Origin of the sequence: Paenibacillus sp. GYB003 (assembly GCF_036577625.1) — a bacterium.
GTDB lineage: Bacteria > Bacillota > Bacilli > Paenibacillales > NBRC-103111 > Paenibacillus_AB.
Genome location: NZ_JARBDC010000009.1, coordinates 1 through 26,819, shown reverse-complemented (window position 1 = coordinate 26,819; position 26,819 = coordinate 1). Strand labels below are relative to the sequence as shown.

The following is a 26,819-nucleotide window of genomic DNA, read 5'->3' as shown; positions in this document are numbered from 1 at the left end:
ATCCGCCCGGTTGTTATTCGTTCTATCCCATAAGAAAAGCTTCTGATCGAAGCCTTTTCGATGATGTACATCCGTGTTTTATCGGTAGCTTGTTCTTGGTAAAGAATAAAACAGTCGGCTTCCGAAACGTAACGGACGCCACGGCGCTTATTTCGCGAAAATCGGCCGTTCCCCAATCGTAACGGACACCACCTGCGCTTATTTGCTCCGAACCGCCGTCCAAAAGGGGTTTTTTCACCAAATAGCCGCGCCTGCGTCCGTTGGAAAAAAAATATGCCGAAATGAGATTCATTAGCGGCCGCCATGTCCGTTAGACTCTTGGACTTGGGGCCCGTCCCGCCACCGCCGCCGCATGCCGCTAACCGCTCCAACTCCCGACGACGCCGGCGCAGGTCAACCGAGCCGCTATCGCCGTTCCCGCCGCAGGCAGCAGAACCGCTCCGTTAAGCACAGGCCGGGACAGGACGATCTTTTCTGCGCAAACCGAACCTTTTTGGTTGTGGCCGAAACGGCAGCGGAGCGGGGAAAGCGAGATGGAAAAGTTCCCGCTATTTTCGGTCGTTTCCCGTTTCCGGGCAAAACAACGGGAAAACATCCCGATAAACTCGTCCATACCGTTCATTTCGCTGATACTACGCCGTTTTAACGGGAGCTTCTCCCGGTATTACGCCACGACAGCTATAGAAGAGCGGGTTAACCGGAGGTTTTCCCGTTCGTTCCATTCCAACGGCCCGGCAGGATACGGAGAAGCCGGACGCAGAAACGAAAGGCGCTGCTCGCCCCAAGCTTTAGCGTCCTCTCCGTTTCCAAAACTGTAAGGAGGCCTGCACTCCCGAACCTTCGTCCGCAGCATCGATAAAGTCAACATTTTCATCATCCGAATACCGCGATTCTTTACTATTAAAAAAAGACCGTCAGAGCGACGATCCTTTCTGCACAAACCGAACCTTTTTGCACGCCGAATCGGCAGCGGAGCGGGAGACTTGATGGAAATGTTCCCGTTATTTTCGGTCGTTTCCCGTTTCCGCGAAAAACAACGGGAAAACATCCCGCTACTTTCGTCCAAACCGCGCTTTTCGCCGATTCGACGCCATTTTAACGGGAGCTTTTCCCGGTCATTCGAAACGACACCTTTAGGGGATCGAACGAACGGGAGGTTTTCCCGTTCGTTCGATTCGGCGGCCCGACGGCATGAGGATACGCCGGTCGCGGGAACGAAAGGCGCCACTCGCTCCATGCTATAGCGTTCTTTCCGCTTATTGTGCGCCCCCGCACCGCTTGGCGCCATGCTTAACGCGAACTTGTTGGATCGCGCTCGGACTGCCGGTTCGCGTGCAGCAGGCTGTTGACCCGCGCTCGCGGGCAGTCGATCTTCGTTCGCGTCGTACATGTTGATGTTGGGTCAAACTCGGGCTATTGGATCGCCCCCGAACCCGTGCGGATTCGGAGGCTTCGCCTCACCGGCTTACGCTTCCTGCCACAACCGGCGCAAGTTGTCCATGCCGATTTTCGAAGCGGTTCTGCACTCTTCCATCCCTTCGAACTCGACCGTCACGTAGCCGTCGTAGCCCGATTGCTTGATCAGCTTGACGATTTTGCGGACCTGAATGTCGCCGTGCCCGAAGATCGCTCCGCGGAGGAAATTGCCGTGGGCGGTTTTGAACCAGGCTCCGTCCCCGGGGGGCTCGTCGTACGGCCTGAAATAAAAATCTTTGACGTGAACGAGCGACGCGTACGGTATGTTTTTCATGACGCCGATAATCGGATTTTCGTCGACGCACATAAAGTTGCCGATGTCGAGCGTCGTCTTGAAGTTGGGGCGGTCCACGGCCCGCAGGACGCGTTGGACGCGGTCGCTCGCCTGCACGCTGAACCCGTGGTTTTCGATCGTCGTCGTGATGCCGTACCGGGCGGCGTAATCGGCGATGATCCGGCTTCCTTTGACGATGAGCGGCAAGCTGTCCTCGAACCAGGCGATCGTCATCTTCTCCGGCGGCAGCGTAAACGCCGTCACGTCGTGGCGCATATGCTTCACGCCCATCCGGTGCACAATGTCGACGTGCTGCTTGACGCGCCGCACTTCTTCCTCGAACGCCTCGTCCGTCTCCTGGACGAAGTTCGCCGGCATCGAGTAGTTGGACAATTCGATCCCGACCGCCTTCGCCTTCTCCCGGATCGCATCCGCCAAGTCGGGATTGTCTGCGACCGTGTAACCGTACGGCACCATTTCCATATGTTCGCCGCCGTGGTCCGCGATCCATTCGACGACGTCCAGCACCGTCATGTCTCCGGATTTCAACGCATTCAACAAACTGTACGTGCTAAGGCCGATTTTCATCCGATCACCTCGCGACAAAATGTACGAAAAGCGCGGCCCCGGCATTCGGGCGAAGGAGTCTTGCCGACGGAGCCGGAAAATCGATCCGGCGGCAACAGGCGGCTCCCGGGGCTTACGTCCATCCTATCGAACGGAGGCGCCTCCTGTAAACCGCAGAAATGCGACACGGCCGAGCCGCGGCGCGGTTACGGAGCGGAGGACGGCCGATCGAGCGGGCGCACGTGCCTGCACAGCGGCTCGATTCCCGACTCGCGAATGCAAGAAGCGGCGAGCCGGGCGATTTCCGCGGCGCCGCGCTGCGAGAAATGGGTGTTGTCCTTCGTCCCTTCGGGCAAGCCGTCGTATTCCCCGGGCTCGGTCCACATAAAGATCGGTTTCGTTCCTTCCTCGCCCAGCTCTTCGAAATACCGTTTGCTTCGGTCGGCCAAATCGAGGCAAGGCACGCCTTCCTCCTCGGCCAGTTGCTTCATCGCGGCGATATAATCGCCGTGCGTATTTGTAAGGCGGCCCGCCTCGTCGAAAAATCGGCGGTGCACCGGAGTCGCCAGCATCGGAATCGCCGACCGCCGCCGCGCATCCTCGATATACCGCCGCAAATATTGCTTGTACGTCGTGAACGGCTCCGTACCCCCCGGACCGGTTTTCTCGTCGTTATGGGCGAACTGCACGAGCACGTAATCGGCGGGACGCAGCTTCCGGACGATTTCGTTCCACCGGCTTTCCTCGATAAAGCTTTTGGAGCTTCTGCCCGACCGCGCGCAATTCGCTACGGCCACGCCGGACGTCAGCATATGGGGAAGCATTTGCCCCCATCCGGCGAACGGATACTGGCCGGACGTCTGGTTGGCCGCCGTCGAATCGCCGACCAGAAACAAAGTCGGCAGCCGCGGCGCCCTTTCGATCCGTACGCCCACGACGCCCGCCGCGCCGGAAAACGCGAGCATCAGCCGGCCGTCGGCGACGTGGACGGCGAACGATTCCGTCCCGGCCCGACCGGGCAAGGCGGCGCAATCGCGAAGCATCAGCATGCCCGGACCGGCCTTCGCCGACAGCGCGACCGGCTCGTCCGCGCCGCCGAACGTCACGGCGACTTCGTAATTGCCGTAAGGCACGTCGGCGATAAACGATTTTCGCCGCGGCGCGAAATATTCCCCCGGCCAGCTGCAGCGCAAATCTTCGTTGCGCGACGGCTCCTCGACATCGGCGAAGCCGCAGCCGCGCAAGCTATCGTACGCCTCGTCATGGCCGACCCGGATCGCATCGCCGCCGAATCCCCGGTCCGGCCCGTCACCGGTCGGGCGCTGCGGGAGGCGCTGCGGGAGGCGCTCCCCGCCCGCCTCTCCGAAATCGAGCGCGAACGAAAGACTGACGTTCATCCGCCCTCCTCCCCTCGCTCCGGCCGTTTGGCGTAAACTTTCAAGTTGGCGTATTCCGCTATGAGCGGAGCCATTTGGCGGAAGCCGATTTTGCCTCCTTGCAGCACGGGGCCGTAAGCGGCGCCGTCGTCCTCCCAGGCGAATACCGGCACGTCCTGAATCGAAAAGCGGACGGCGCCGCCCGACTTTTCGACGCGCACGCGGTAAGGGCCGGTCGCGTCGGCCACGCCGGGAATCGGGTCCGCGCCTTGGGCGACGAGGTGAAACCCGTAGCTTTTGCGCAAATTGCACGTATGCAGACGCCGCTCCTCCGCCCATTTTCGCCGGAAATAGGAGACGTGAAGCGCGTTGATGTCGCCGTGATGGTACTGCTCGTACGGGCCGCTGCGGGGAGACAGGCGCGGATCGAACAAATCTTCCCCGCCCGCCCCCGTCGCGGCGAAAAACAAAATGGCGAGCCCCGGCTCGCGAACCGGCCAAAACTCCCACTCGACGGCGATGTCGGCCGGAAACGTCACCGGGCACCAGAAGACGAAGTTCGCCTTCTGCCCTTCCTCCTCGCTTCTGGTCGACTCGAGCCTCATCCGGCCGAGCGGAAACGTAACCGCCGCATCGCCCTCCAGGCGGAAGCGTTCCACGTCCTTCGCGGACGACAGCGGATTATCGTAGATGAGCGTCCATGCCCCGTTTTCCATTTTCGCCTATCGACTCCTTTCGCCCGTTTCCGGCAGCCGCTCGGGCAGCGCCTCGGGAATGAGCTCCAAGCTCAAAATCGTATTCAGCGACCATTGCGCCGCTTCGTTCGTATTGATCCAATCGATTTCGCGCGTCGTCCTTACGTGCGTCCGCGTTCTCGCCTCGCGCCGCAAATCGGTCCTGGCGTACGCGTTGCCGAGCAGGATCGACCATGTCGACCGGGCGGACGCCCCGTTCTTCGCATACGCCGCGCCGTATGCGCCGATGCCCGTTCCGAGCACGGGATGGCCGAAGCTTTTATGGCCGATCGCCCCGCCGGAGACCGCTTCCTTCTCCTCCTTCGGCAAATTGTAGAAGACGCCGAACTCGGCGAGCATGCTTTCCCACTGCGGGTCCTTCAGCATCGCCGCCAGCTCGAACCACACCTGCGGTCCGCCCATGCAAATGGCCAGATGCCGTCCCCAGTTGTCGTCGCCCATCGGCGTCAGCACGCCTGTCTTCGGTTCGTAGCCGTAGGTCGGCCCGGACAGCAGCCGGAAGTTCGCCTTCTTGATGCAGTCGATGCCGACGAGCAGCTTGTCGCGGTAAGCCTCGTCCTCGAAGCGCTCCCAGCGCGTCATCCAGTTCGAGCTGAACGCCGCCCAGTCCGGGCCGACCCGGATATGGGTCGGATGCTCGTCTTTCGGAAAATAAGCCCGCATCGGGTCGAGACGGACGGTCGCGTAATCGGCGTCCTTCACTTCGTCCATCACGTCGCCGATCCGCTCGTCCGCCGTCAAATAATAGTAGTACCGGTGCAGCCCGGCCATCGCGATGCGCGCTTCCTTGCAGCCGCATCCCCAATGCACGACATTGTGCCGCGAGCCGAGTCCCGCGTATTCGCCGAAATGGTATACGTCCACCTCGCTCGTATGCCGCGTCATCGCTTCGGCCAGACGGAATATGTCGGCGCGGCCCGAGCGGAGAAACATGTACCACAGCCACATGTTCGCCGCCAGCTCCGTATTTTGCCAGGCGCAGCCGCCGAGATCGTAGTTCCAGACGTGACGCACCGGATCGTAGCTGTGCATGAAATCGCCGTAATCCCAGAAGCCGTACCAGTCCCGGCCGTCCGCCTCTTCCTTGTAGAAATCGACAATGCCGTCGAGCCGGTCTTCCAGATAGGCCTTCATCGGGCTGCCGCGGTCCGGCAAGCTCCAAATGCCGAACGCCTTCGCCTCGTAATAGTGCCGCGGCTCGCAAACGAGCAAGGCGGGCGAACCGTTCTCGCGCAGCAGTCCGGACAGCCGCTCCGCCGATGGCGTGCGATCCTCGAACCAGAACGTCAGCTCGTTCGTATTGGCGATGCCGTACGGCGTCGCGCGCAGCTCCTCCGCGCCCTCGTACGCCGACTCCACATGCGTTTCCGTATCGTAATGGCGCATATCCATCGCCGGCCCGTCCGGCGACCAAAGCCAGATCCGGAATTCCGCGCTGTCCTTCGCCGTATGCAACGCCTCCATCGACGCCGGATGCTTCCGCCAAAAATGGCGCACGCCGGCCGCCATGCCGCCGCCTTCCCCGCCGACGTAGCCGAGCCCGCCCGCCCTGCGGCCGACCGCCGCCTTGAGCCAGCAGCATTCCGCCTTCGTCCGCTTCGAGACGCGGTAATGCGAGGAGCTGTCCTGGACGATTTTGAAGTCGTCCCAGACGGCCGATTCGTCGAGCAAGCCGGCGAAATACGCATCCTCCTGCGCGTCGAGCCGGACGGATTCGCCCCCGAGCTGAAGCTCGTGCAGCTCGCTGTACTTGCCGTGCGTGCGGCGCGTATGAAGCGATTTCGGCGATTCGGCGAAAAAGCCGTCGTCCCCGGCGAACCGGACGTGCCGGTTGTACAGCGGCCCGCGCATCGGCACGTCGAAGGCGAAGCCGATGCCGGTTATCGTGTCCTGATGCGGATTGCCGTCGTAAAAAAACGTATGGACGGCTTTCACGGAGGCGCTGCCCGCATAAAAATAAAGGCGCAGCGTAAACGGCAGCCATTCGGCCCCGGCCCCGGTCCCGGAGCCGGCCGCGCGGTGGCGGCCGTCGATTTTGACGACGGCGCGCACCGGGCCGCGCGACTCTACGGTCGTTTTGTAAATCCGGCTTTCGCAGCGGATCGTCTTCGCCGTCCGCACGCCGGACGTGACGAACGTTTCTTCTTTCGCGGCGATCAGCCTGCCGCCGGCGCACACCGGAACGCCGCCGCGGGCGACGCCCGCGATCAGGTCGCCGCCCCGCTTGTTCAGCGTGCAGACGATCGGTCCCGTATCGACGACGACGGTCTGCTCCGTTTCCGATACGACAACGATCTCCGCGCCGCCCGCGCCTTCGTCGGCCCGCTCCCCTTTCACGAGCGTGTAGCCGTCCGGTCCTCCGGCGGGAAGCGCCGCCGCATGCGCCGACCATTTGACGCTGCCGTCCGGCCAAAACGCGGCGGGCCAGCTTTGCACGGCTACCGGCTCTCCCGACTCGCCGAGCAGCGAAAACGTCCCGTCGCGCCGCAGCTCGCCTTCCTTCCAGGGGACGCCCCACGTTACGCCCGCGGCGACATGCGGCTCCCCGTCCAACCAACGCAATTTGACGCAGCGGTCTGCCGTCATCTTGATAGCGCCCTCCTTGTTCCGCTCGTTATGCCGTTATTTGGCGAGAGCTTCCTGAATTTTTTTGTTCACGTCCTCCTCCGCCTGCCGCAGCGCCGTATTCGTGTCGATCTCGCCTTTCGCCACCTTCATGAGCAGAGAGGTTATCGAATTGTAAGCCGGCACTTTGCTGTCCAGGTCGGACTTCTCGCCGATCGGCGCGAATTTGTTGTAGAAGTACGCCTTGTAATGTTTGTCCTTGAACGCGCTCTCCTGCCCCATCGCGTCCTGGATCGCCTTGTCCTGCAGCACGGTCATGTTGCCCGACTTGGACAGCGTCGTCTGGAAATCTTTCGACGTCAAAAATTTCAACACTTCCATCGCCATCGGTTTCTCCTTGCTCATGGCGGTTACGCTCATATAGTTCGGATAAGCCGAGTAGCCGACGCCTTTCGCCTCCGGGAAAGTCGGCATCGCCGCCATATCCCATTTGAAGGCGGACATTTCCTTGGGCTGCACGAGCGGGAGCAGCGGACCGGACGGATACATGGCGAGCACCAAGTCTTTGTTGAAATTGGCGAGATTGAGCGCTCCCCCTTTGCGAAGCTTGTCGGCGACGTCCAAGTACATCGTTTCTTTCGCAAACTGGACGAACTCGCCTTCGACGATCCGCTTCCATCTCGGGTCGCCGAACGTCGATTTTTTCGTTTTCGGATCGATCAGCGGAAGCCCGAACTGGTTCGTAATGAACGTTTGGTTCGTGCTCGTCGAAAAGCCCGTATAGCTGACGTTTCCTTCGCTGCGGTTCAGCTTTTTCGCGAGGTCGTGCAATTCGTCCCACGTCATGCCGTCCTTCGGGTAGGAGACGCCGAATTTATCGAACAAATCTTTGTTGTAGTACAGGACGTTCACGCTGTTCTCGAAAGGAAGCCCGTACAGCTTCCCGCCCCCGTACTGCTTGATCGCGTCGATCAAGTACGGCTCGAACGAGGACAGGTCGATGCCGTGCGTCTTGACCAAATCGGTCATATCCGTCTCCAGCTTGAAATCGAGAATCGCCGGCCACGATCCGAGCGAGCCCCAGATCAAATCGATCGGCTGCCCGGTCACGACGTACTGCTGCAGGTCGGTTTCCCCGGCGACCCGTTTCACGTACTTGATCGTCAAGTTCGGAAACTTTTTCTTGATCGCGTTGCCGTATCGTTCGTTGAACGTTTCCTCGCTGTCCCGGGCGATCGAGTAAAATACGAGCTCGACCGGCTTGTCGGTCGGAGCTTGCGGACGCGGCGCGCCCTCGCCCGTCTTCGCGTCGCCCGTTTCGTTCGCCGTCCCGCAGCCGGATGCCGCAACCGACAGCATCGCGAGCGCGGCCCATTTCAGCCATTTCGCCTTCATCGGCTTTCTCCCCTTTCGTTTCGCCCGAAACTATGGCAGCGCTTTCATTGAAAAATCCGTTCTCTTCCGCGCCTGTCCGGACTTCCGCTCTCGTTGTTGAAAGCGTGTAATTTGAATGTCCCGGTTGAACGCGTCTTGCCGCTGGTTTATCATATTCTACATACAAGGTAATCCTTTTCCCTGCCCGCCGCAATCCGAAATATTGAGTCTGAATATAAGAAATTGAAACAAAAGGGGAAGCGCCATGAAAAAGTTCGTCGTCCCGATGATCGCGAACAAAAGCTTGCTGCCGGTATACGTGTACAGCGTCGGAGGCATGGCCAATCAAAGCCGGATCAGCAGGGAAAACGGCTACGCGGAATTCATTTGGCTTCATACGGTGAAAGGGAAAGGAAGGCTCGTGCTGGAAGGCGCGGAATACGTCATGAAGCCGGGCATGGGGATGCTCGTATACCCCGGCTCCGCCCATCATTACGAGGCGGTCGAGGAGCCGTGGGAGACGCACTGGGTCGCCTTCAACGGTCCGGGCGTCCGTCCGCTGCTGCAGCTGTCGCACATGAACCGGTCGGAGCTGTTCACGCTGTGCAATACGCGGCTCTTGGAGCGGCATATCCACGACATCTACACGGCGGCGATTATGAAAACGCCCGATATGAGCCTGAAAACGTCCGGCAAGCTGTACGGCTTCCTCGTCGACTTGCCCGCTTGCGTCGCCGAGCGGATGCGGCCCAACTCGCCGGCCGGCGCCTTGCTGGAGCGCGCCCTCGATTACATGGAGCGCCATTATGCCGGCGGCTTTTCGCTGGAGGAGCTCGCGGCGTCGATCGGCGTTACGCATCAATACGTATGCCGCATTTTCAAGCAGACGATGCAGATGACGCCCGGGGCGTACTTGACGAAGCTGCGGCTGCAGAAGGCGAAGGAGCTGCTGATCGGCACCCGGCTGTCGGTCGCCGAAACGGGCAAATCGGTCGGCTTTCACGATTCCAGCTACTTTTGCCACCTGTTCCGCCACCACGAAGGCGTCACGCCGTCGGAGTACCGCCGCAACTACCGCTGAGACAGAAATCTCGAGACGGGGTACCGGGCCGGGCCGGATCGAGTTGAACCGGGTGCCTAGCAGCAAAACGCGAGCCTTACGGGATTTGGCCCCCCGGATACAGCGTGGAGCTGTACAGCCTTTTCGGCTGCGGCAGCGGGCTTCCGCTTTTGCGCGTCAAATCGAGCGGACGCCCGGAGCAGATCGACGCAGCTCCAAAGCGGCCGTCCGTCGTGATCCAGCATGTCGTAGCCGGCCATCACCTCGTCCATGCCGTCGCCGTCGATGTCGAACGGCCATGGAAAATGGCCCGGATTGCCCTCGTGCGTCCACAGGAGCCGGAACCGGTTGTCGAACGCCCACATGCGGCGGTAACGGTCCTTCAAAATAATATCCGTCGGCTGCGGGCCGCCCGTCAAATTGGCGATGATGATGCAGTCGTGCGCTTCGGGGTGAGGGAGCGCGTGCGACGCTTTCTTTTCTCCGGTGCGCCGTCGATGATATGGAACAGGCCGTCCATGACGCAGACGACCTCGAGCCGCCCGTCTCCGTCGATATCGACGAGTTGGGCCGGGTAATCCGAGCCCGGGCCGCCGGCTTCCGGATCGGGCGTGCCAATCTGCCACATCAGGCCGCCCTGCAAATCGAAGGCGGTCAAACATTGCGCTTGGTGGGGAACGTAGCGGACGTCCCGGCGGTTGTCGGGCTGCACGAGCACCATCTCCATCCGCCCGTCGCCGTCCAAATCGCCGAGCAGCATTTTGCAGCTTCGTCCGTTTGAAGAAGGAAAGCCGGACTTCGTTCAGCAGCAGCGCCAAAACGATCGGCGCCGGGAAAAAGAAGACGAGATTGTACAAAGACAGAAGCAGCGTGTTGCGCAGCAGCATGAAAAAGTCGGGATTTCCGAAAAACATCCGGAAATGGTCCAAGCCGACCCATTCGCTCCTCCAAAAGCCGGTGAACGGCTGGTAATTTTGGAAGGCGAGCAGCACGCCCCACATCGGGACGTACTTGAAGACGAGGAAATAAAGCAGTCCCGGCGTCAGCAGCGCATACAGCCATCTATCCCTTTTCAGCCGCTTCGCCACGGTCGTCCGGTACGGCTCGGACTGTCGTTCGGACTGCCGCCCGGCGCTTCGGGCTTCGGCCGCGGCCTGCCTCATCGGGCGTTCACCTCCGTTGCACCCTATTCCGCGAACCGCCGCAGCGGCCGGTAGCTCGATTATGCGGCAGCGCCGATTTTCCGGCAATCGGACTTTTTTGATCGGGGCGTCCGGGCGGGCGAACGCCGCGCTCTCAAAAATGTGCAAACCGGAGCAAAAATGGATGGGGGCGATCCGGCTCGCCCGGAAACGCGAAAAAACCGTTCCTTGAACGAACGGTTTTTCGTATTTGTACAGCGATGGTCGGGGCGCCCGGACTGCCTTTACCGTTCCGCCAGCTTTTTCAGCACCTGCTTCGCCGTGTCGCGCTTCGTTTCTTTCACCCGCTGCGTAATGAACGCGTACACTTCGCCGCCCTTGTAGCCGGCGTCCTTCAGCAGTTTCGAATCCTTCAGCGGTATGCCGACCAGATGGCCGTCGCTGACGCCGTCCGGGAAATCTTCCTTTTTCAGCACGTCGTCCAGCTCGACGAAGCCTCCCTGCTGCTTGAAGCCTTCGAACTGCTCCTTCGGCAGCACGTAGATCGACCATTCGCCGGCGGCCAGCTCCACGACCATTTTTTGCAGCTCGAATATCGGACTGATCGAGATATCCACGGTAGGCGTCTCGCCGACCTGCGCCTGAAGCGCTTTTTTCAGCTCGTCCTGCTTGTTGAACGGCGAATTTTGCGGGAACATCATAAAAATCGGGACATCCGCCTTCGGCCCCCCGCACGCCGTCGTCACCGCCAGCAGCATCGCGAGCGCCGCCGCAAGCAGACCGCCCTTTTTCCAGAACGCTTTCATGTCGATTTCCCTCCACATCCCGTTTACACCTCTCTATGATAGCACGGGGGACGGCCAAACGAAAGTTTGCGGGCGGTCCGGAACGCCTTGGCGGCACGGCCCGGCACGGCTCGAAACGGCACAAAAAAGGACCAGGGCGGGCCTAGTCCTTCCGAACGGCTTTCATATATTCGTTTATTTTGATGTCCAGCAGCCGGCTGATCGCCATAACCGATTCGGACGTAAAACAATCGCACTGCACAAAAGCTTCTTCCATTTGGCGGCGCAAGCTCGATATTTCGTCTTGCAGCGCGTGCGCGGCGTCGGCCGCTTCGGATCGTGGCTTTCGGATGACGCGATAAGGCCGGTGTAACGGGTCGTGCTCTTTGCCGGTGCCGATTGCTTGGGGATGCTCGTCGAATCCGACATCCGTCGCCATCAATGCCGATCCCTTCCTCTCCTCGAACTGTGGCTTATGACCTACGCCAATTATACCAGAGTATAAGGAAAAAGTGTAATAGTTTTACAATTGCCGCAGGCGCGCTATGCGCCGGATTTCAGCTTGTTCAGGAACGTATCGATCCGGTGAATCGCCTCCTGCAGCTGGGCGACGGACGAGGCGTACGAGCAGCGGATGAAGCCTTCGCCGCCCAGGCCGAACACGTGGCCGGCGACCGTGGCGACCTTGCCTTCCTTGAGCAGCCGTTCGCAAAATTCGTCGGACGACAGCCCGGTCGACGCGATCGAAGGGAAGACGTAAAAGGCGCCCTGCGGCTCGTGGCATTCGAGGCCGATTTCGCGGAAGCCTTTGACGACGAGACGGCGGCGCTGGTTGTACGACTCGATCATCCGGTCTTTCTCGTCCATTCCTTTCGTCAGCGCTTCGTAAGCGGCGACCTGTCCCATGACCGGCGCGCACATGACCGTATACTGGTGAATTTTCAGCATCGCGGCGATAATGTCCGGATGTCCGCACGCATAGCCCATCCGCCAGCCGGTCATCGCGAACGCCTTGGAGAAGCCGCTGACGAGGATCGTCCGGTCTTTCATCCCCGGCAGGGAGGCGATCGACACGTGTCGCGTGCCGTACGTCAGCTCCGCGTAGATTTCGTCGGAAATGACGATCAGATCGTGCTCCTCGGCGATTTTCGCGATCGGCAGCAAATCGTCGTAAGTCATAATGCCGCCCGTCGGATTGCTCGGGTAGCACAGGATGAGCACCTTCGAGCGCGGCGTCAGCGTGGCGCGCAGCGCCTCCGGCGTCAGCTTGAAGTTGTCCTTCGCGAACGTTTCGATGCCGACCGGGACGCCGCCCGTTATCGTGCTGATCGGCGCGTAAGGAATATAAGTAGGCTCGGGCACGAGAATTTCGTCGCCGGGGCAAATGAACGCGCGCAGCGCCAAATCGATCGCTTCGCTGCCGCCGATCGTCACCATGACCTCGTTTTTCGGCTCGTATTTCACTTCGAACTGGTTATATAAATATTCGGCGATCGCCTCCCGCAGCTCCGGCAGGCCGGCGTTCGGGGTATACGTCGTCCGTCCCCGCTCGAGCGAAGCGACCGCCGCTTCGCGGACGTGCCAAGGCGTGACGAAGTCCGGCTCGCCTACTCCGAGCGAAATGATCTCTTTGTTGCCGCTCGCCAAATCGAAATATTTGCGAATGCCCGAAGGCGGCATGTCGCGCACGAGCGGGTTTAAAAACCGTGTCATCGAATTCGTATCGCGGACCGTTTCCGTGTTCGCTTGCACCTGTTTCATCATCCGAATCTTCCTTTGTATATTTATGGAGAGATATGCATCCGGAAGTCTTCGACGTGATCTTCGAAGATGATCCCGTCCTGCTTGTATTTTTTGAGAATAAAGTGCGTTTTCGTGGAAAGGACGCTTTCGATCGGGGACAATTTGCTCGACACGAACGAGGCGACTTCTTTCAAATTTTTCCCTTCGATCTCGACCAGCAGGTCGTACGCGCCGGACATCAGGTAAACGGATTTCACTTCGGGGTGGAGATAGATGCGTTCGGCAATCGCGTCAAAGCCGCGGCCGCGTTCGGGCGTAATTTGCACCTCGATCAGCGCGGTCACCTTCTCGTCGTCGACCTTGCTCCAATTGACGACGGTGGCGTATTTGACGATAATATGGTCCGCCTCCATCTCCTTAATCGCTCGCCGAACCTCGTCGACATCGACGCCAAGCATCGTGGCTACGAGATCCGGGGTCCGTCGAGCGTCTTCTTTCAAGAGCTCAAGCACTTTCAGCTTCAATTGTTCCATGTCGAAGTTTACCTCCTGTAAGGTTCGCGGATATCCCCGTCTCGTTTTCAAGAAAACGATAAAACCACTATACACCAATTCGCCCGCGAAGCAAAGCAAAATAACCCCGTCCCGGAGCTCGCAAAGCGCACTGCGCCGCACATCCGCCTATACCGCCGGCCGCATCGGGATGTAAGGTAACATGACAAGATGCCGCAGCCTCAGCCGGAATCTCGGTCTTTGGGGACGGTGAATGCGGATAAGCCGACCCTGCCGAGTTCGGCTTTCATGCGCCGTTAGCCGCTCTTGTTGTCTTACAGGGTTCTCTCCAGCAAGGTCCCGACTTGTTTGGCCATAACCTGCGGCGGGTACGGCATGCCGTTCCTGATCCACCATTCGATGATCCCTACATAGGCCGTCCCGGCGTATTGCAGCATTACATCTTCGCTTAAATCTGCATTCCTGCCGCTTTCCCTGTCAATCTCGCCTTTGAATCCTTCCATAAAAGAAGCGAGAAGCCGAGTTCTGAAAGACGACGGGGCCCCTTTAGCGTCTTTGCTTGCCAGCATCGTCGAAAAAAACAAATAATTTTTCTCGAAATATTCAAAATAAGGTACAAGCGCATCGATCCAATCCATCTCGCACGCCCACTTCTCCATTTCCCCCAATTCATTAAAATATGTTTCTATGAGTTTATCCAATAAATCGTATTTGTCTTGATAGTGTAGATAAATGGTCCCGCGGTTTACGTTAGCGCGGTCCGCGATATCCTGTATGGTAATTTCATCGAAAGGTTTTTCGGCCATCAGCTCAATAACGGCTTTTTTCAAGGATTCCTGCGTTTTAAGTATTCTTCGATCCAGCTTGGTCATCGAAATGATTCACCCTGCCTCCGAGTTCATTGACATTTTTGATTCATTTGTTGATATATCAACGTTTCGCGGTTTTTTAACCATTGATTGTACGCTTCATAACCTTATAATAATAGACAAGAGTTGATTAAACAATTTATTTTGTTTATTCGCTTTATGTTGCAAACCAATCATCCCATGATCATAGGAGGATCTATATGATGAATGCTAGCGCACGTGCCGTATTCAATCCGGAAGGTCCGTTCCGACTGACCACGATCGAACGCAGGGACCTCCAGCCGCACGATGTCCTCATCGAGATTAAATACGCGGGCATTTGCCACTCCGACATCCATACCGCACGGGGCGAGTGGGGCCCGGTCCGATATCCTCTCGTGCCAGGGCACGAGATCGCCGGAATCGTCACACGGGTTGGTTCGGAAGTGACCAAGTATTCCGTTGGCGACCGCGTAGGAGTAGGCTGCATGGTCGACTCCTGCGGGGAGTGCGCGAACTGCCATAAGGGAGAAGAGCAGTATTGCCTCAACGGAATGACCGGCACCTATGGGGCCGTCGACAGGTACGGGCAGTATACGCAGGGCGGCTATTCCACCCACATCGTCGTAACCGAAGACTTCGTGGTTAAAATTCCCGACGGCTTGGAGTTGGACGCCGCCGCTCCGCTCTTGTGCGCCGGCATCACGACGTATTCGCCGCTGCGCCATTGGGGAGCCGCTCCCGGCAAGAAGGTCGCTGTCGTTGGTCTTGGCGGGCTTGGACATATGGCCGTGAAGCTCGCTCATGCCATGGGAGCGGAGGTTACGGTTTTGTCCCAGTCCTTGAAGAAGAAAGAAGACGGTTTGCGGCTTGGCGCGGACCATTATTATGCCACGAACGATCCGGAGACGTTCAAGCGGCTGGCCGGTACGTTCGACCTCATCATAAATACAGTGAGCGCGAAGGTGGATGTCAATGCCTACCTTTCGCTGCTGGCCTTGGACGGTACACTGGTCAACGTCGGCGCGCCGGCGGACCCGTTGTCCGTTCACGTCATGTCTCTTATCGGTCATCGCCGGTCGTTTGCCGGATCGATGATCGGCGGTATCCGCGAAACGCAGGAAATGTTGGACTTTTGCGCCGAACACGACATTGCTCCCGAGATCGAAGTGATTTCCGCCAACCGGATCGATGAAGCCTGGGAACGCGTGCTGGCATCGGATGTCCGGTATCGGTTTGTAATCGACATCAGTACGATGGAGAATGAATAACGATTCATCCCGGCGAAACAATAGGGGCACGATTACACCGGCGTGCCTCTTTCGCTGGTGAACAGGCGGGAATCCAAGTTCAGCAGTCGAGATATGAAGGATGGAACGTCGAAGAAAGTCGCACTCGGTTGCCGGCGGAATCGAGGAATCGGCTACGAGCCGGTCACCTTTGGCTTTTGGGCCGAAAGTCGAGATCCGGAAAAGGGGACGGGGAAGGTCGGATCCGGGCAGACCGTCTGCACCAAGAACGCCTAAGCAGGCCGACGAGTCCATCTTTGGGTAACGACGATTGGGCCGGAAGGTTACGGGGAATTTTTCGGAGAAGGTGAACGAATCGATCGGCAATCATGCGGGATAACAGATATAGACCTGCAAAACTCATATTGGAGGTATTGGACAATGGACATCAAACGTAACGGCTCGCAACCTTCCGGCAAAGGACCGTCCGACTATTTTACCGGAACGGTTCGCATTGATCCCCTGTTCGAGGCGCCCGATCCTGCACGCGCAGCGGGAGCGATCGTTACGTTCGAGCCTGGCGCAAGGACGGCATGGCATACCCATCCGCTAGGTCAAACGTTGATTGTAACCGCGGGCAGCGGACGGGTTCAACGTTGGGGAGGTCCGATCGAGGAAATTCGTCCCGGCGACGTGGTCTGGTTCCCGCCGGGCGAGAAGCATTGGCACGGCGCTTCTCCGACCACGGCGATGACCCACATTGCGATTCAAGAACGTCTTGACGGCAAGGCGGTTGATTGGATGGAAAAAGTCGGTGACGATCAATACCAAGCCTGATCGGACTAGGAGTATCTTATAACAGGACCGGTAACGACAATCCGCCTGCGGTTGGACCGGCTATGCCGGCGGTATATTTTCGGCACTTGGTCGTTTGCCGTCGTTCCCGGAGATGGCGAAGCCATTCGATTCGATGGCTTCCCCGGTCCGGTTCCCTCGATGATCCGCAAGATGGCGCGCCAAACGCAGGGCGATGCAGTTGAGGCAAAATCGGATTGAAAGTCCTGGATCAAACCCGAAGTATACCTGTTCAGCAATGCAACGGTCATGAGACAACAATCGTGAAGCCGAGAAAAGTCCGCGTAAGCGGACTTTTCTCCTTGCACCGGGACGAATAACATTCGGACGTCGGTGTCAAAATTGTTATTGCGATACCCATGCGCTTTACTGGTAACTTCCGGTTCGCGATTCGCACAAATCGAGCTTCTGGACCGGGTTTAGCGAGGAGCAGGTTCCCCTTAGCGTACCCAAATTTCTTAATTACTGAACCTGATTTCCCTATTGTCGGCGTTTTTCGGCTGATGTGGCGAATAATGAACATCATTTTGTTATTACGATACTAAAGTTCGCTATTAGTGACTTCCGATTTGTTATTCGCACAAATCGCACATTTGGATCGGGATTCGCGTAAGTGCGGTTCACTAACTGATTACTTTCGTTCGTTAATTGATTGGCACGGTTTCGGGAACGCGTGCCGGGAGCGGACGCGGCGTTTTGAGCAGCTTGAAAATCGTGCCGACGATGTCGCGGCTCCGGTAATCGGGCAGCACGACGATATCGAGCCGGCCTTGCGTGCCTTCCTCGTTCGGGCCCGCCTCCAGCATACGGCCTACGCCCACTAGCCGGCCGGCGTCGTATGCGGAAATGACGCGGCTTCCGCCCGGCTGTCCGTCGAAAAAGCGGCCGGCGTCCCATTTGCCTTCGAGTCCGCTTTCCCGAATTAACGCCGCCACCTGCGCCTGCTCGGGCAGCGCATTGTCAAACGCGATTTTCATAAACGTTCACCTCGACTGTAATTATACAATATGATGTATAATTATTCAATGCGAACGCATTGCAGAACGTTCCTTATTTCTTAGTTCGCTTCCGGCTCCGACCCGTTCCCGGGCACAAGCCCGGGTTCGAGCTCAAGCCGGCCGATATACGTCAGCCGCCCGACGTCCGTTTCGCCGGCCGCTCCGTCCATGATGCGGCGCACGCCGTCCAACGTGTCGGCCAGCGCGATCCATTCGCCGGGGCGCTTCGTGATTGGCTCGGCAACGTGGAACGGCTGGATCAGAAACGCCTCCAGCCGGCTGCCGCGCCTGTACGTCGCCAGCTCCGCCTCGGCAGCTTCGCTTCGCCGCTCGCCCGGACGAGAGAACGAAGCTCGCGGTAGCGCCGCATCGGCTTGCGCGCCCGTTGCTGGATGGCCAAATGCGCCGCCTCCAGCTGCACCTTCCAGCACCGTCGACGTGGACGCGACCGGATCGACGGCCGGGTACATCGTGCGGGCGGCCATATCGGCGTCGAACCTCCACATCGTGTCGAGCGGGCCGTACGGGACGTCCTCGTCGACGGACTCGCCTCGCGTATCGACGAGCACGATCGTAACCGGCCGCGCCCCCGCCTCCTGCAGACGCTCTCGCAGCGCGTGCAGTTCCCCGGAAAGCACGACCGACCGGTCGGCTCCGAGCAGCACGTCGCGCTCGTCGCGAAAAGCGGATACGGCGGCGTATACGTCGTCGGCGACGCCTTCGCCGCCTCCGCCTCGGCGAGGACGTCCTCGAGGCCGGGCGCGTCGTCCTGCGGCCGCCATAATACGGTGGCGTAGCCGCGATCCCGCCCCAGCCGCCGGAACAGCTCGGACAGCATGACGAGCTGTCCCATCCCCGGCCGGGCGACGATGGCTGCCGTTCCTCCGCGTACGAGCGGAGCGAACAAATCGCGAGGCGTGACGTACCGGCCTCGATAGATGCCCCCGGTTGCGACTCCTACGCATCGACTTCAATCGTCCTCTTGCCGCAGCAAAAGCACACCAGTCAATTCCCCCTCTTGGCGCAGCAAGAAAACAAGCATCAACCTCGGTAATCGTTCCTCTCGGTGCGGGACGAAACAATGAACAGCATTTTTTTATTACCGAACCTGACTGCGCTATTATTCGTCAGATTCCGCAATTTCGGCCATTAGAGAACACGATCTTACTACAAGTAAATATAGGTTCGCTAATAGTAACATCAGGTTCGTTATTCCATGAAATCGAACGACCCAAGCGAAAATAGCGTATCGTGGTTCAAAATTAGCCAACTTGGGTTCGCTTTCTTCCTGCAGCCGATTTCGCCAATCCCGCCAAAAGCTCCCGGTATGTGTCCTCCAGCCGTACCTCGTGGCTCGACGCTTCGCTCTTGATACATTGGGACTTACTCAAGACAATGAACTAAATTTTCTTATTACCGAACTTGACTGCGCTATTATCGGTCCGATTGCGCTATTCCGGCATATTAGCGAACATGATCTTACTAAAAGTGAACTTGGATTCGCTAATAGTAACGCCAAGTTCGTTATTCGATGAAATCGGACGACGAAACCGAAATTAGCGCAGCAAGATTCAGTATTAGCCAACTTTGGTTCGCTATTGTCCGGCAGCCGATGTTACCTGACCTGCCAAAAGCTGCCGCCGCCCCCGGCTCTCCGGCTTCGCTCCCGACTTGCTCTCCGGCTTCGCTCCGCCTCTCGCTCTCCGGCTTCACTCCGCCTCTCGCTCTCCGGCTTCGCTCCGCCTCTCGCTCTCCGGCTTCGCTCCGCCTCTCGCTCTCCGGCTTCGCCTCCCGCCTCTCGCTCTCCGGCTTCGCTTCCGCGCTCCCGCCCCGCGACTCGCGCCGTTAACGAAGTCCGACGGCCTGCGGAACAAAAAAAGACTCCCGTCTCCATAAAGAGACGAGAGCCGATTCGGTCCCGCGGTACCACTCTAAGTGCCGCACCCTTAAGCGGGTGCGGCCGCTTCATTGTCGTAACGGTCCGCAACGAGGACCGGGTCTGCCTACTGACTGCACCGCAAAGTTCGGCAGACCGTTTCCCGGGCCCGCTTCGCCCGCGGCATCCGTACCGGCTTGCACCAAACCCGGCTCGCTTCGACTGGATGCCGCGAAGTACTGTCCCGTTCATCAACGTTTGTCGTATAAGTTACAATCATTTATAGCGTAAACGGTTCGCGATGTCAACGATTCCCAGACGCTTTGCCAGACGCTTTGCCAGACGCTTTGCCAGACGCTTTCCCAGGCGCTCGGTTGCCAAACGCTTCTCCGGCCCCGTCTTCGCCCCGGCACCATCCGCCGACCGTTTCATCGAAACCGGTACAAAATCGAGTCCTGAACCGGATTATAGCCGATTTTCGCATAAATGTCGTTCGAGGTCGGATTGGCCAAATCGGTGTACAAGCTGCAAAACGCGTAGCCGTCGTCCAGCAGCCGCTGGCTGAGCGAGGCGACGCACGACGTCGCGTACCCTTTGTTGCGCAAGCTTGGCGGCGTATAGACGAGCGTGACGACGATGCCGTGCCGGGTCGGCCTCGATTTTTTCGCCATGCTGACCGGCCGGCCGTCTTCCCACACGTACAGCGAACCGCTCGCGATGTTATCCCGCGACTTGGCGGCGGCTTCCTCGCGGCTCATCGTTTCCCCGATCGACTCGGCGAACTCGTGAAGCCACGAGGCGATCAGCTCCGCGTCGCCGTCTTCGGCCAAACGAAGCGCGCCGGGACTGATCCGCACCGGGTTGACGCGGTCGAGCCGGTAAATGCGCTGGTTCATTTTGACGAACGGCGTTTTGCCCGCGGCCGCCCCCCATTCGAAGGCGAGCGCCTTCGCCGCTTCGACGGACCCGACGACTCCGGGCACCTCGCGCCGCGTCGAAACGAGATGCCGGGCGACAAGGCGAACCGCCTCCTCAAGCTCCGGCCCGTCCCCCTGCACGACCAGGTTCAACGCGTTCAGTTGGTACGCAAGGACGATCCGGCCGTCGCCGTCCCGCACCGTTCCGAGCTCCGGCAGCGCAAGCCGCTGACCGGCCGATTCCTGCTTCGCTAGCGCGTAAGCGAGTCCGAGCAGCAGGTTGCTCGCGGCCTCGTTCCGTTCCAGATGCGCTTCGGCGTCGCCGAGAAAACGCGTCGCGCTATCGTACAGCTTCAGCTCCAACGGCTTCATCGCAATCCCCCATCCCGCTTGTTGACGTTTTTGCGTTCCAGTCGCATGTATCCTGATCTTAGCCTCGACGTCTGCGCCGGTCAAGAGCCTATGGTCGGCCGCAGGCAAAAAAGAGCCGCGCGGACGCGGCCCTCTTTCCCGCCTTTCGTCTATTCGTCGCCCGCGCCGTCCAGCCGGACTCCTTCCGCGAGCGAATAAACCGTACCTCCCAGCAAAACGGAATCGTATTCGGGCGGCGCCTCGTTGCCGGAAACGTCCGCGTTCCGCACCGCCTTCATTTGAATCGCGTGCTTCATGTAGCCGTGCATCGGATAGTCGCGGGTGCGGACGATCCGATTGCCCCGAAAGGCGAAGCCGTCGACGGAATGCCCGTATACGAGGCCGATGTCGAACGTTTCGAACCGGTTGTTTTCGATCCGAATGTTGCGGTGGTAGCATTCGCCGTACGCCTCCGGATCGGCGATCTCGGGATCGATGTCGATGACCGCCTTTCCCCAGTCCGGGCAGCAGTAGTTGCTGGACAGAAACAGGTTGTCCCGAATCGTCACGTCCCGCACCGCCCCCGATTCGAACCAAGAGCTCGCGTCGCCGGAAATTTTGACGGCGGAGCCGGGCGCGCTGATCGTGTTGTGCTCCAGCAGCACTTTGCCCGGCGTCGTAATGAGGAAGCCGCGCGCGCGGTTCGCCCGTACGGTGCAGTGGCGGACGGTCAGGTCGGGGTTCCACGTCGCGTTTTCCACAACGTCGCCGATCCGCAGCTGTTCCGGCAGCCGTTCGCGAAAGCGGATCAGCTGGTAATCGGCGTTGATCCGTTCCGCGCCGGCCACCGTCGCCGATCCGTAAGCGAGCAGCGAATCGCTCGCCACGACGTTCAATCGGTCGCCGGGTTCGGCGATAGCGACGCCTTTGGTCATCGGCTCCATCAGCTTGACGAGCAGCGCGTCATCCGCCGGCCGCCGTTCGATCCGGGAGTAAATGCCGTGCACGTTGCACGGATCGTCGAGCTGATTTTCGAACAAGCAGCGTTCCATCGTGATCGAGCCGCGGCAATTCGTAAAATGGGTCGCATCCGCCGTAGCGGTAAACACCCGGTCCGATCCCGGCTTCAGCCTCACGTCGAACTCCCGCAGGCGAATATCCGCGCAGCGCTGCGCGACCAGAGCCATCCCCGGCGCATGATGCACGGCTACTTGTTCGATGCGGATATCGGAGCTGTTTTGCAAAAAAAAGCCCGGATGCTCCCGCCGGCCGAACCGCATGCCGATCCGGTTGCCGACGGCCGGGACGTGCCGCGGATGCCCGGATACGCGAACGAGTCCGCGGCCGATTTCGTCGATCCGCAGCTTTTTGAACGAGCTCCAGCTGATCCGGTCCCCGCTTTGGTAAGCGTGAGCCATCGTCGCCGGATCGATGTCGTGCAGCCCCCATACCGGCAGCCAACCGCCGTCGTAGGCGAAATAAAGCTTCCCGTCTTTGACCTCGTAAGCCGTCCCTTCGCGAAGGCGAACGTCGAACGAGTCCTCGCCCTTTTCCACGACCGTGCCTTGGTCGAACATCGGCCGTTCCCAATCGATCGAAAACCGTTTCAGCTCGATCCCTTCGCATCGATCGATCGCAAACGGAATGATCGAGCCGTGGAAGACGAATTCGGACCCTTGGCCGTCGATCGTCAGGCCGGAATGCCCGGTCAAAGGAAAGGCGATTTTTCGCGTTCCGCCTTGATCGTGATTGGTAATGTACAAATGCCGCTCGACCGCCAGCTCCGGGCGGAAATGATACCGCCCCTGCGGAAACACGAGCTTCGCCCCGGGCCGGTCTCTGCAATCGCGCAGCGCCTCGAACACCGCCAGCGTCGCATCCTGCTCCCGGTCGCCTTTCAATCCGCGGCTCTCCATGTCGATTATCATCGCAAGCGTTCCTCTCCGTCTCTCTATGTTCTCTCTATCTGTTCATGCTCAATACGAAAAGGCGCCCGAAACGAGCGCCCTGCCGGTCATTCGGCCGCCCTACAACGTCACGACCAGACCGTCGTACGCGCAATGCACGCCGGCCTCCTCCAGCAGCATGCGGGACAGCGATTCGTGCGGCTCCACCTGCTGATGGGAAAAATGGGTCGCGTAAACCGGCGTCGAATCGTCGATGCAGCCCAGCTCCCGCATCCTTGCCAGCATCGTTTTCATATCGCCGACGCTCATATGGGTCGGCCCGCGCGTCCGGTTGCCGAGCGTGCATTCCATAATGACGGCGTCGAAACGGTGATCCTTCACCGTCTCCCATACATGCTCCCGGTACAGGCCCGTATCGCTGGCATACAGAAGCTTATGCCGGCCGTCGTCGATCACGTAGTTCATCGCCTCCGCGATGTGAGTCGCCTCGATCGCGTGCACCCGGTAAGGCGGCAGCGACAAGCGGTCGTTCGGCAGGCACGATACCCGCGCCAGGGCGGCGGAATCGTCCGACACGCCGGCGCCGCCCCACTTCGCGAACACCAAAGGCGAGGCCACGACCGTGAGCGGCCGCAGATCGGTTTGCAGCCGAAACCCTTTTTGCCGAAATGCGAAATTGACCGTCTGAAAATGGTCCGGGTGGCTGTGCGTGATCAAAGCGTAGCGCAGCTCCGTCAACGACAGCCCCAGATCGGCGCACGAAGCGTACAAATCCGGCCCCGCATCGACGAGCAAATCGCCGCCGATCAAAATCGACTGTCTTCTTCGCACGTTGCGTCCCCGATGCTCGCGCGCATGCCTGCACGTCGGGCAGTCGCAAAAAGGGAACGGAATGCCTTCGGCCGCCGCCGTTCCCAAAAACGTAATATCCAACTTCGTTCACGCTCCTTATGGCGCCGCTTGCCGGGCGTGCGGCGGGCCGGGCATACGGCGGGCCGGTCTTGCTGCTGCCAATGCCGTTGCCGGGGCCGTTGCCGTTGCCGGCGTCTCGCCGCTTACCCGGCCGCCGCCCGAAACCTTACTTGCTTTTTGCCGCCTTGAGCTTCTCGACTTCTTTGTCGATCGCTTCCTCGGTTTCGCGGATGACCGTATTGATATCTTTGCCGGCATACAAGTCCAGCGAACGGGTATAGGCGATGCCGAGCGCCGTTCCGTCGTATTCCGTCGGGTGCTTCGGATAATTTTGCTTGTTGTAGAACGCGGCCTTCACGTTTTTGCCTTTCGTATACGGCAAATCCGCGCAAAACGCGTCCATCGTCTCCTTCGTCAGCATAAACGGCTGCTCGCCGTTTTTCGAAATGACGATTTGCGACTCCTGCGATATCGCCGTTTCGACGACCTTGAACGCGGCGTCCAGCACCTTGCTGCCGGGATTGATGAACATGCCGCGGCCGCCGGCCGCCTGGGCCGTTTTCGGGTATTGCTCGAACACCGGATAGCTCGTCATGTCCCAGTTCATGTCCGGGACGGTTTGCAGTCCGGCGGAAATCAAGTTCGGCACGCCGATCATCGCCACGATTTGCGTTTTGTAAAAATCCTCGTTGTGCCATCTCGTGATTTGCTTCTGATCCTGGGGAAAGCGGTTTCCGGGAATCGCGATCAGCTCGCTGAGCAGCTCGTACGCCATCCGCCACTCCTTCGTCGACAAATTCGCTTTGCCGGTTTGCGGATCGAAGTAATCCCGGGTAATGCCCCCGGCCAAAAAGTGGATGCTGTTGTGGTCGAAGCCGATATATTGCGTCTCCTGCTCTTTCCGGGTGAGCCGTTTGGCCAAACTGACGATTTCCTTGAACGTCACCCCGTCCTTCGGATACGGAACCCCGAACTTGTCGAAAATGTCCTTATTGTAAAACAGTCCGATAAAATTGGTCGAATACGGCAGCGTGATGAGGCCGCCGCTTTTGCTGAACGTTTTTACGTAATTCAGCGTTTCCTGGTCGTATTTGCTCAGATCGATGCCGTACTTTTTGATCATCGGCGACATGTCGTAGTTGAAGCCGAGGTCGGCGATCGCCGGAGCCGTTCCGATATCGCTGATGACGATGTCGGGCACTTCGCCCGCGGTAATCATCTCGACCAGCTTGGCCGTCCCGTTTTTGCCGGGCTTGACGATTTCGAGCTGGATGTTCGGGTACTTTTTCTTGAGCGGCGCCAGCAGTACGGTGTTCCAATAGTCGTCGGAAAACTCCTGCCAATACGAGTACGCCACGACTTTGGCCGGCGCTTGCGTCTCCGGCGGCGTGTCGGACGATTGTCCCGTCTTGCCGTCCCCGCTCCCGCAGCCCGCGAGCAGAAACGACGCGGCCATGACCGGCGTCAGGGCCGTTAAGAATGTTTTTTTCAATTGCATTTGCGCACCCCCATGCGATGGTGAATTCGTTTTCAAACGGTGGACATTTCCCAGCGCGCCTTCTATAGTAAGTATACGGCCGCCGTTTAAGCCGAACAATGAACGATGTTGGCCTGAAATGGTAAAATGTTGTTCAGTTTCGGACGATGCCGGACGGTGGGGAGAGGGGATCGTCATGGAGCTTGTTCAGAAAAAAAACAGCTATATGTTCCGTTTTCGGGACGGGACTCCTTCTCCGCCCATCGGAATTACCGCCGTCGGCTGGGAAGACAACTTCGCCGGCTACAGCTTCGACGGCCTCACCCGTACGGACGGCGGCGGACCGTATTTGTTCCAGTATACGTTATCCGGCCGCGGGGAGATCCGCATCGGCGACCGAACGTTCCCGCTCGGACCCGGCAAAGCGTTCATGATTCCGTTTTACGGCGATTACCGGTACTTTTTGCCGGGCGACAGCGACCATTACGAATGCATCTTCATTTCGCTCGAAGGCGACGAAGTTGCAAAATGTTGGTCTGCTCTGGAGGGCGCCCTCGGGCCGGTTTTTTATTTGCCCGACTATTCGGTTCCGATCCGCACGCTCAAGTACATCCATCATGAAGCGTCGATGAAACAAATAACGGACGCCTACAAAGCGTCGGCGATGGGCTACCAGTTCGTCATGGAGCTGTATCGGTTCCGGAAAGGTTACGATTTGCAGAAAAAGTGGCCGGACGTCGTCGCCGAAGCGGCCAAGCTGCTGCAGGAGCAGTACGGCGAAATCGACGGGCTGGACGGGGTGGCCGCCCGGCTCGGCGTGACGAAAAGCCATTTGATCAAGCTGTTTCATCGCACCGTCGGCAAGACGCCGATCGAATTTCTTACCAAAGTGCGCATGGAAAAAGCCGTGGAGCTGCTGCGCCGCCCCGACTTGTCGGTGGAGGCGATCGCGCTGGCGGTCGGCTACGCCGACGTCAGTTATTTTGTGAAGGTGTTTCGCAAATGCTTCGGGCTTCCGCCGGGGCGGTTCCGCAAAAACCATTCGACCGACCACGTCGTCTTGTTCGATTAGGCCAGGCGGGCGCTGCGGCCGGGCGGCGGAAGCGGCCGGATAGTGCGCGAAAGCGCACTATTCGCCCGCCGACGCGGCGGTTTTGCGGGGATAGTGCGCTTAGGTGCGCTATCCCCACGGCGCAGGCGCCTCGCCCGCTCGGAAGCGGCCGGATAAGGCGCGAAAGCGCGCTATTCGCCCGCCGATGCGGCGGTTTTGCGGCGATAGTGCGCTTAGGTGCGCTATCCCCACGGCGCAGACGCCCCGCCCGCTCGGAAGCGGCCGGATAAGGCGCGAAAGCGCACTATTCGCCCCCGATGCGGCGGTTTTGCGGCGATAGTGCGCTTAGGTGCGCTATTTTTTCCACGGCGCAGGCGCCGCCGGTCACTCCAGGGCAATCGAATTCCCATGACGTCGGGCCGGTTTCGTCTGCAATCACGCGTTCGGTCAGGTAACTGTCTTTACTGCCTCTGTATGTATCGTTTTCGTTTCCCCGCCGCGACCGAGGATCGTGGTTTTACCGTAAAACCTCCTGTTATTTTGCCGATCCCCCCGCTGCTAGCCTCACTAGAGGGAAAACCTCCTGTTATTTTCGCCCAAATCGCGATTTTTACCGATGCGGCATAGATTTAACGGGAGCTTTTCCACTAGCGTTGCATCAAAGCTCACATATAAAAAAACGATCTATAATTTACTATTTGTTCCAAATATTATACCATTTTCGTGGACAAAACCGAAAAAAATCTCCATTGTAGAGGGTGCAGGATGA

The 26,819-nt window shown here is 59.1% G+C and carries 20 protein-coding genes, 2 pseudogenes and 1 other annotated feature; of the genes and pseudogenes, 4 read left to right on the top strand and 18 right to left on the bottom strand.

Going from position 1 to position 26,819, the window contains the following annotated elements:
- Positions 1–1,465: 1,465 nt before the first annotated feature.
- From PV407_RS06265 to PV407_RS06245, 5 genes are all read right to left on the bottom strand, one after another.
- The gene (locus PV407_RS06265) at positions 1,466–2,338 is read right to left on the bottom strand and encodes a sugar phosphate isomerase/epimerase family protein (RefSeq protein WP_332089037.1); all 873 of its coding nucleotides are present in this window, start codon (positions 2,336–2,338) and stop codon (positions 1,466–1,468) included.
- Between the two features lie 185 nt (positions 2,339–2,523).
- Complete coding sequence (locus PV407_RS06260) at positions 2,524–3,714, bottom strand: rhamnogalacturonan acetylesterase (RefSeq protein WP_332089036.1); 1,191 nt, start codon at positions 3,712–3,714, stop codon at positions 2,524–2,526.
- Complete coding sequence (locus PV407_RS06255) at positions 3,711–4,409, bottom strand: DUF1961 family protein (RefSeq protein WP_332089035.1); 699 nt, start codon at positions 4,407–4,409, stop codon at positions 3,711–3,713. Before PV407_RS06255 ends, PV407_RS06260 begins: the two co-directional genes overlap by 4 nt.
- A 6-nt stretch (positions 4,410–4,415) precedes the next feature.
- A complete protein-coding gene (locus tag PV407_RS06250) occupies positions 4,416–7,034 on the bottom strand; it encodes an exo-rhamnogalacturonan lyase family protein (RefSeq protein WP_332089034.1) in 2,619 nt (872 codons plus the stop codon).
- A 36-nt stretch (positions 7,035–7,070) separates the two neighbouring features.
- Positions 7,071–8,408, bottom strand: coding sequence for an ABC transporter substrate-binding protein (locus tag PV407_RS06245; protein WP_332089033.1), 1,338 nt, complete (start codon positions 8,406–8,408; stop codon positions 7,071–7,073).
- Positions 8,409–8,652: 244 nt separating this feature from the next.
- Here PV407_RS06245 and PV407_RS06240 point away from each other — a divergent pair, with 244 nt between their 5' ends.
- Positions 8,653–9,468 carry an AraC family transcriptional regulator gene (locus PV407_RS06240; protein ID WP_332089032.1) on the top strand — a complete coding sequence of 272 codons (816 nt, stop codon included), beginning with the start codon at positions 8,653–8,655 and terminating at the stop codon, positions 9,466–9,468.
- Between the two features lie 179 nt (positions 9,469–9,647).
- Here the strand turns inward: PV407_RS06240 and PV407_RS06235 are convergent.
- From PV407_RS06235 to PV407_RS06205, 7 genes and pseudogenes are all read right to left on the bottom strand, one after another.
- Positions 9,648–10,207 (bottom strand): annotated as a pseudogene (locus PV407_RS06235) (rhamnogalacturonan lyase family protein); the annotation flags it as partial.
- 10 nt (positions 10,208–10,217) lie between these two features.
- Positions 10,218–10,610 (bottom strand): annotated as a pseudogene (locus PV407_RS06230) (sugar ABC transporter permease); the annotation flags it as partial.
- Positions 10,611–10,873: 263 nt separating this feature from the next.
- On the bottom strand, positions 10,874–11,395 hold the full coding sequence (locus PV407_RS06225) for a hypothetical protein (protein WP_332089031.1): 522 nt from the start codon (positions 11,393–11,395) through the stop codon (positions 10,874–10,876).
- A gap of 142 nt (positions 11,396–11,537) precedes the next feature.
- Positions 11,538–11,813 carry an aspartyl-phosphate phosphatase Spo0E family protein gene (locus tag PV407_RS06220; protein ID WP_332089049.1) on the bottom strand — a complete coding sequence of 92 codons (276 nt, stop codon included), beginning with the start codon at positions 11,811–11,813 and terminating at the stop codon, positions 11,538–11,540.
- A 104-nt stretch (positions 11,814–11,917) separates the two neighbouring features.
- Complete coding sequence (locus tag PV407_RS06215; protein ID WP_442951631.1) at positions 11,918–13,135, bottom strand: aminotransferase class I/II-fold pyridoxal phosphate-dependent enzyme; 1,218 nt, start codon at positions 13,133–13,135, stop codon at positions 11,918–11,920.
- 23 nt (positions 13,136–13,158) lie between these two features.
- Entirely contained in the window at positions 13,159–13,650 is a 492-nt protein-coding gene (locus PV407_RS06210) for an Lrp/AsnC family transcriptional regulator (RefSeq protein ID WP_332089029.1), read from the bottom strand.
- A gap of 293 nt (positions 13,651–13,943) precedes the next feature.
- Entirely contained in the window at positions 13,944–14,501 is a 558-nt protein-coding gene (locus tag PV407_RS06205) for a TetR/AcrR family transcriptional regulator (protein ID WP_332089028.1), read from the bottom strand.
- Between the two features lie 197 nt (positions 14,502–14,698).
- Here PV407_RS06205 and PV407_RS06200 point away from each other — a divergent pair, with 197 nt between their 5' ends.
- Complete coding sequence (locus PV407_RS06200) at positions 14,699–15,748, top strand: NAD(P)-dependent alcohol dehydrogenase (protein ID WP_332089027.1); 1,050 nt, start codon at positions 14,699–14,701, stop codon at positions 15,746–15,748.
- 399 nt (positions 15,749–16,147) lie between these two features.
- Positions 16,148–16,543 (top strand): (R)-mandelonitrile lyase, encoded by a 396-nt coding sequence (locus PV407_RS06195; protein WP_332089026.1) that lies wholly within the window; start codon positions 16,148–16,150, stop codon positions 16,541–16,543.
- Between the two features lie 662 nt (positions 16,544–17,205).
- Here PV407_RS06195 and PV407_RS06190 read toward each other — a convergent pair.
- The 6 genes from PV407_RS06190 to PV407_RS06165 form a co-directional block, all read right to left on the bottom strand.
- A complete protein-coding gene (locus PV407_RS06190; protein ID WP_332089025.1) occupies positions 17,206–17,538 on the bottom strand; it encodes a GNAT family N-acetyltransferase in 333 nt (110 codons plus the stop codon).
- A gap of 80 nt (positions 17,539–17,618) precedes the next feature.
- Entirely contained in the window at positions 17,619–18,341 is a 723-nt protein-coding gene (locus PV407_RS06185; RefSeq protein WP_332089024.1) for a hypothetical protein, read from the bottom strand.
- A 1,111-nt stretch (positions 18,342–19,452) separates the two neighbouring features.
- Positions 19,453–19,696: a binding site (T-box leader), on the bottom strand.
- Between the two features lie 167 nt (positions 19,697–19,863).
- Positions 19,864–20,724: a GNAT family N-acetyltransferase gene (locus tag PV407_RS06180; protein ID WP_332089023.1), complete on the bottom strand. Its 861-nt coding sequence runs from the start codon at positions 20,722–20,724 to the stop codon at positions 19,864–19,866.
- Between the two features lie 149 nt (positions 20,725–20,873).
- Positions 20,874–22,631 carry an alpha-1,3-galactosidase-related protein gene (locus tag PV407_RS06175; protein WP_332089022.1) on the bottom strand — a complete coding sequence of 586 codons (1,758 nt, stop codon included), beginning with the start codon at positions 22,629–22,631 and terminating at the stop codon, positions 20,874–20,876.
- A 99-nt stretch (positions 22,632–22,730) separates the two neighbouring features.
- Positions 22,731–23,543 (bottom strand): MBL fold metallo-hydrolase, encoded by an 813-nt coding sequence (locus tag PV407_RS06170; protein WP_332089021.1) that lies wholly within the window; start codon positions 23,541–23,543, stop codon positions 22,731–22,733.
- Between the two features lie 145 nt (positions 23,544–23,688).
- Complete coding sequence (locus PV407_RS06165; protein ID WP_332089020.1) at positions 23,689–25,020, bottom strand: ABC transporter substrate-binding protein; 1,332 nt, start codon at positions 25,018–25,020, stop codon at positions 23,689–23,691.
- A gap of 175 nt (positions 25,021–25,195) precedes the next feature.
- On the opposite strand from PV407_RS06165, the gene PV407_RS06160 reads away from it, so the two are divergent.
- A complete protein-coding gene (locus PV407_RS06160) occupies positions 25,196–26,071 on the top strand; it encodes a helix-turn-helix domain-containing protein (RefSeq protein WP_332089019.1) in 876 nt (291 codons plus the stop codon).
- Positions 26,072–26,819 lie beyond the last annotated feature (748 nt).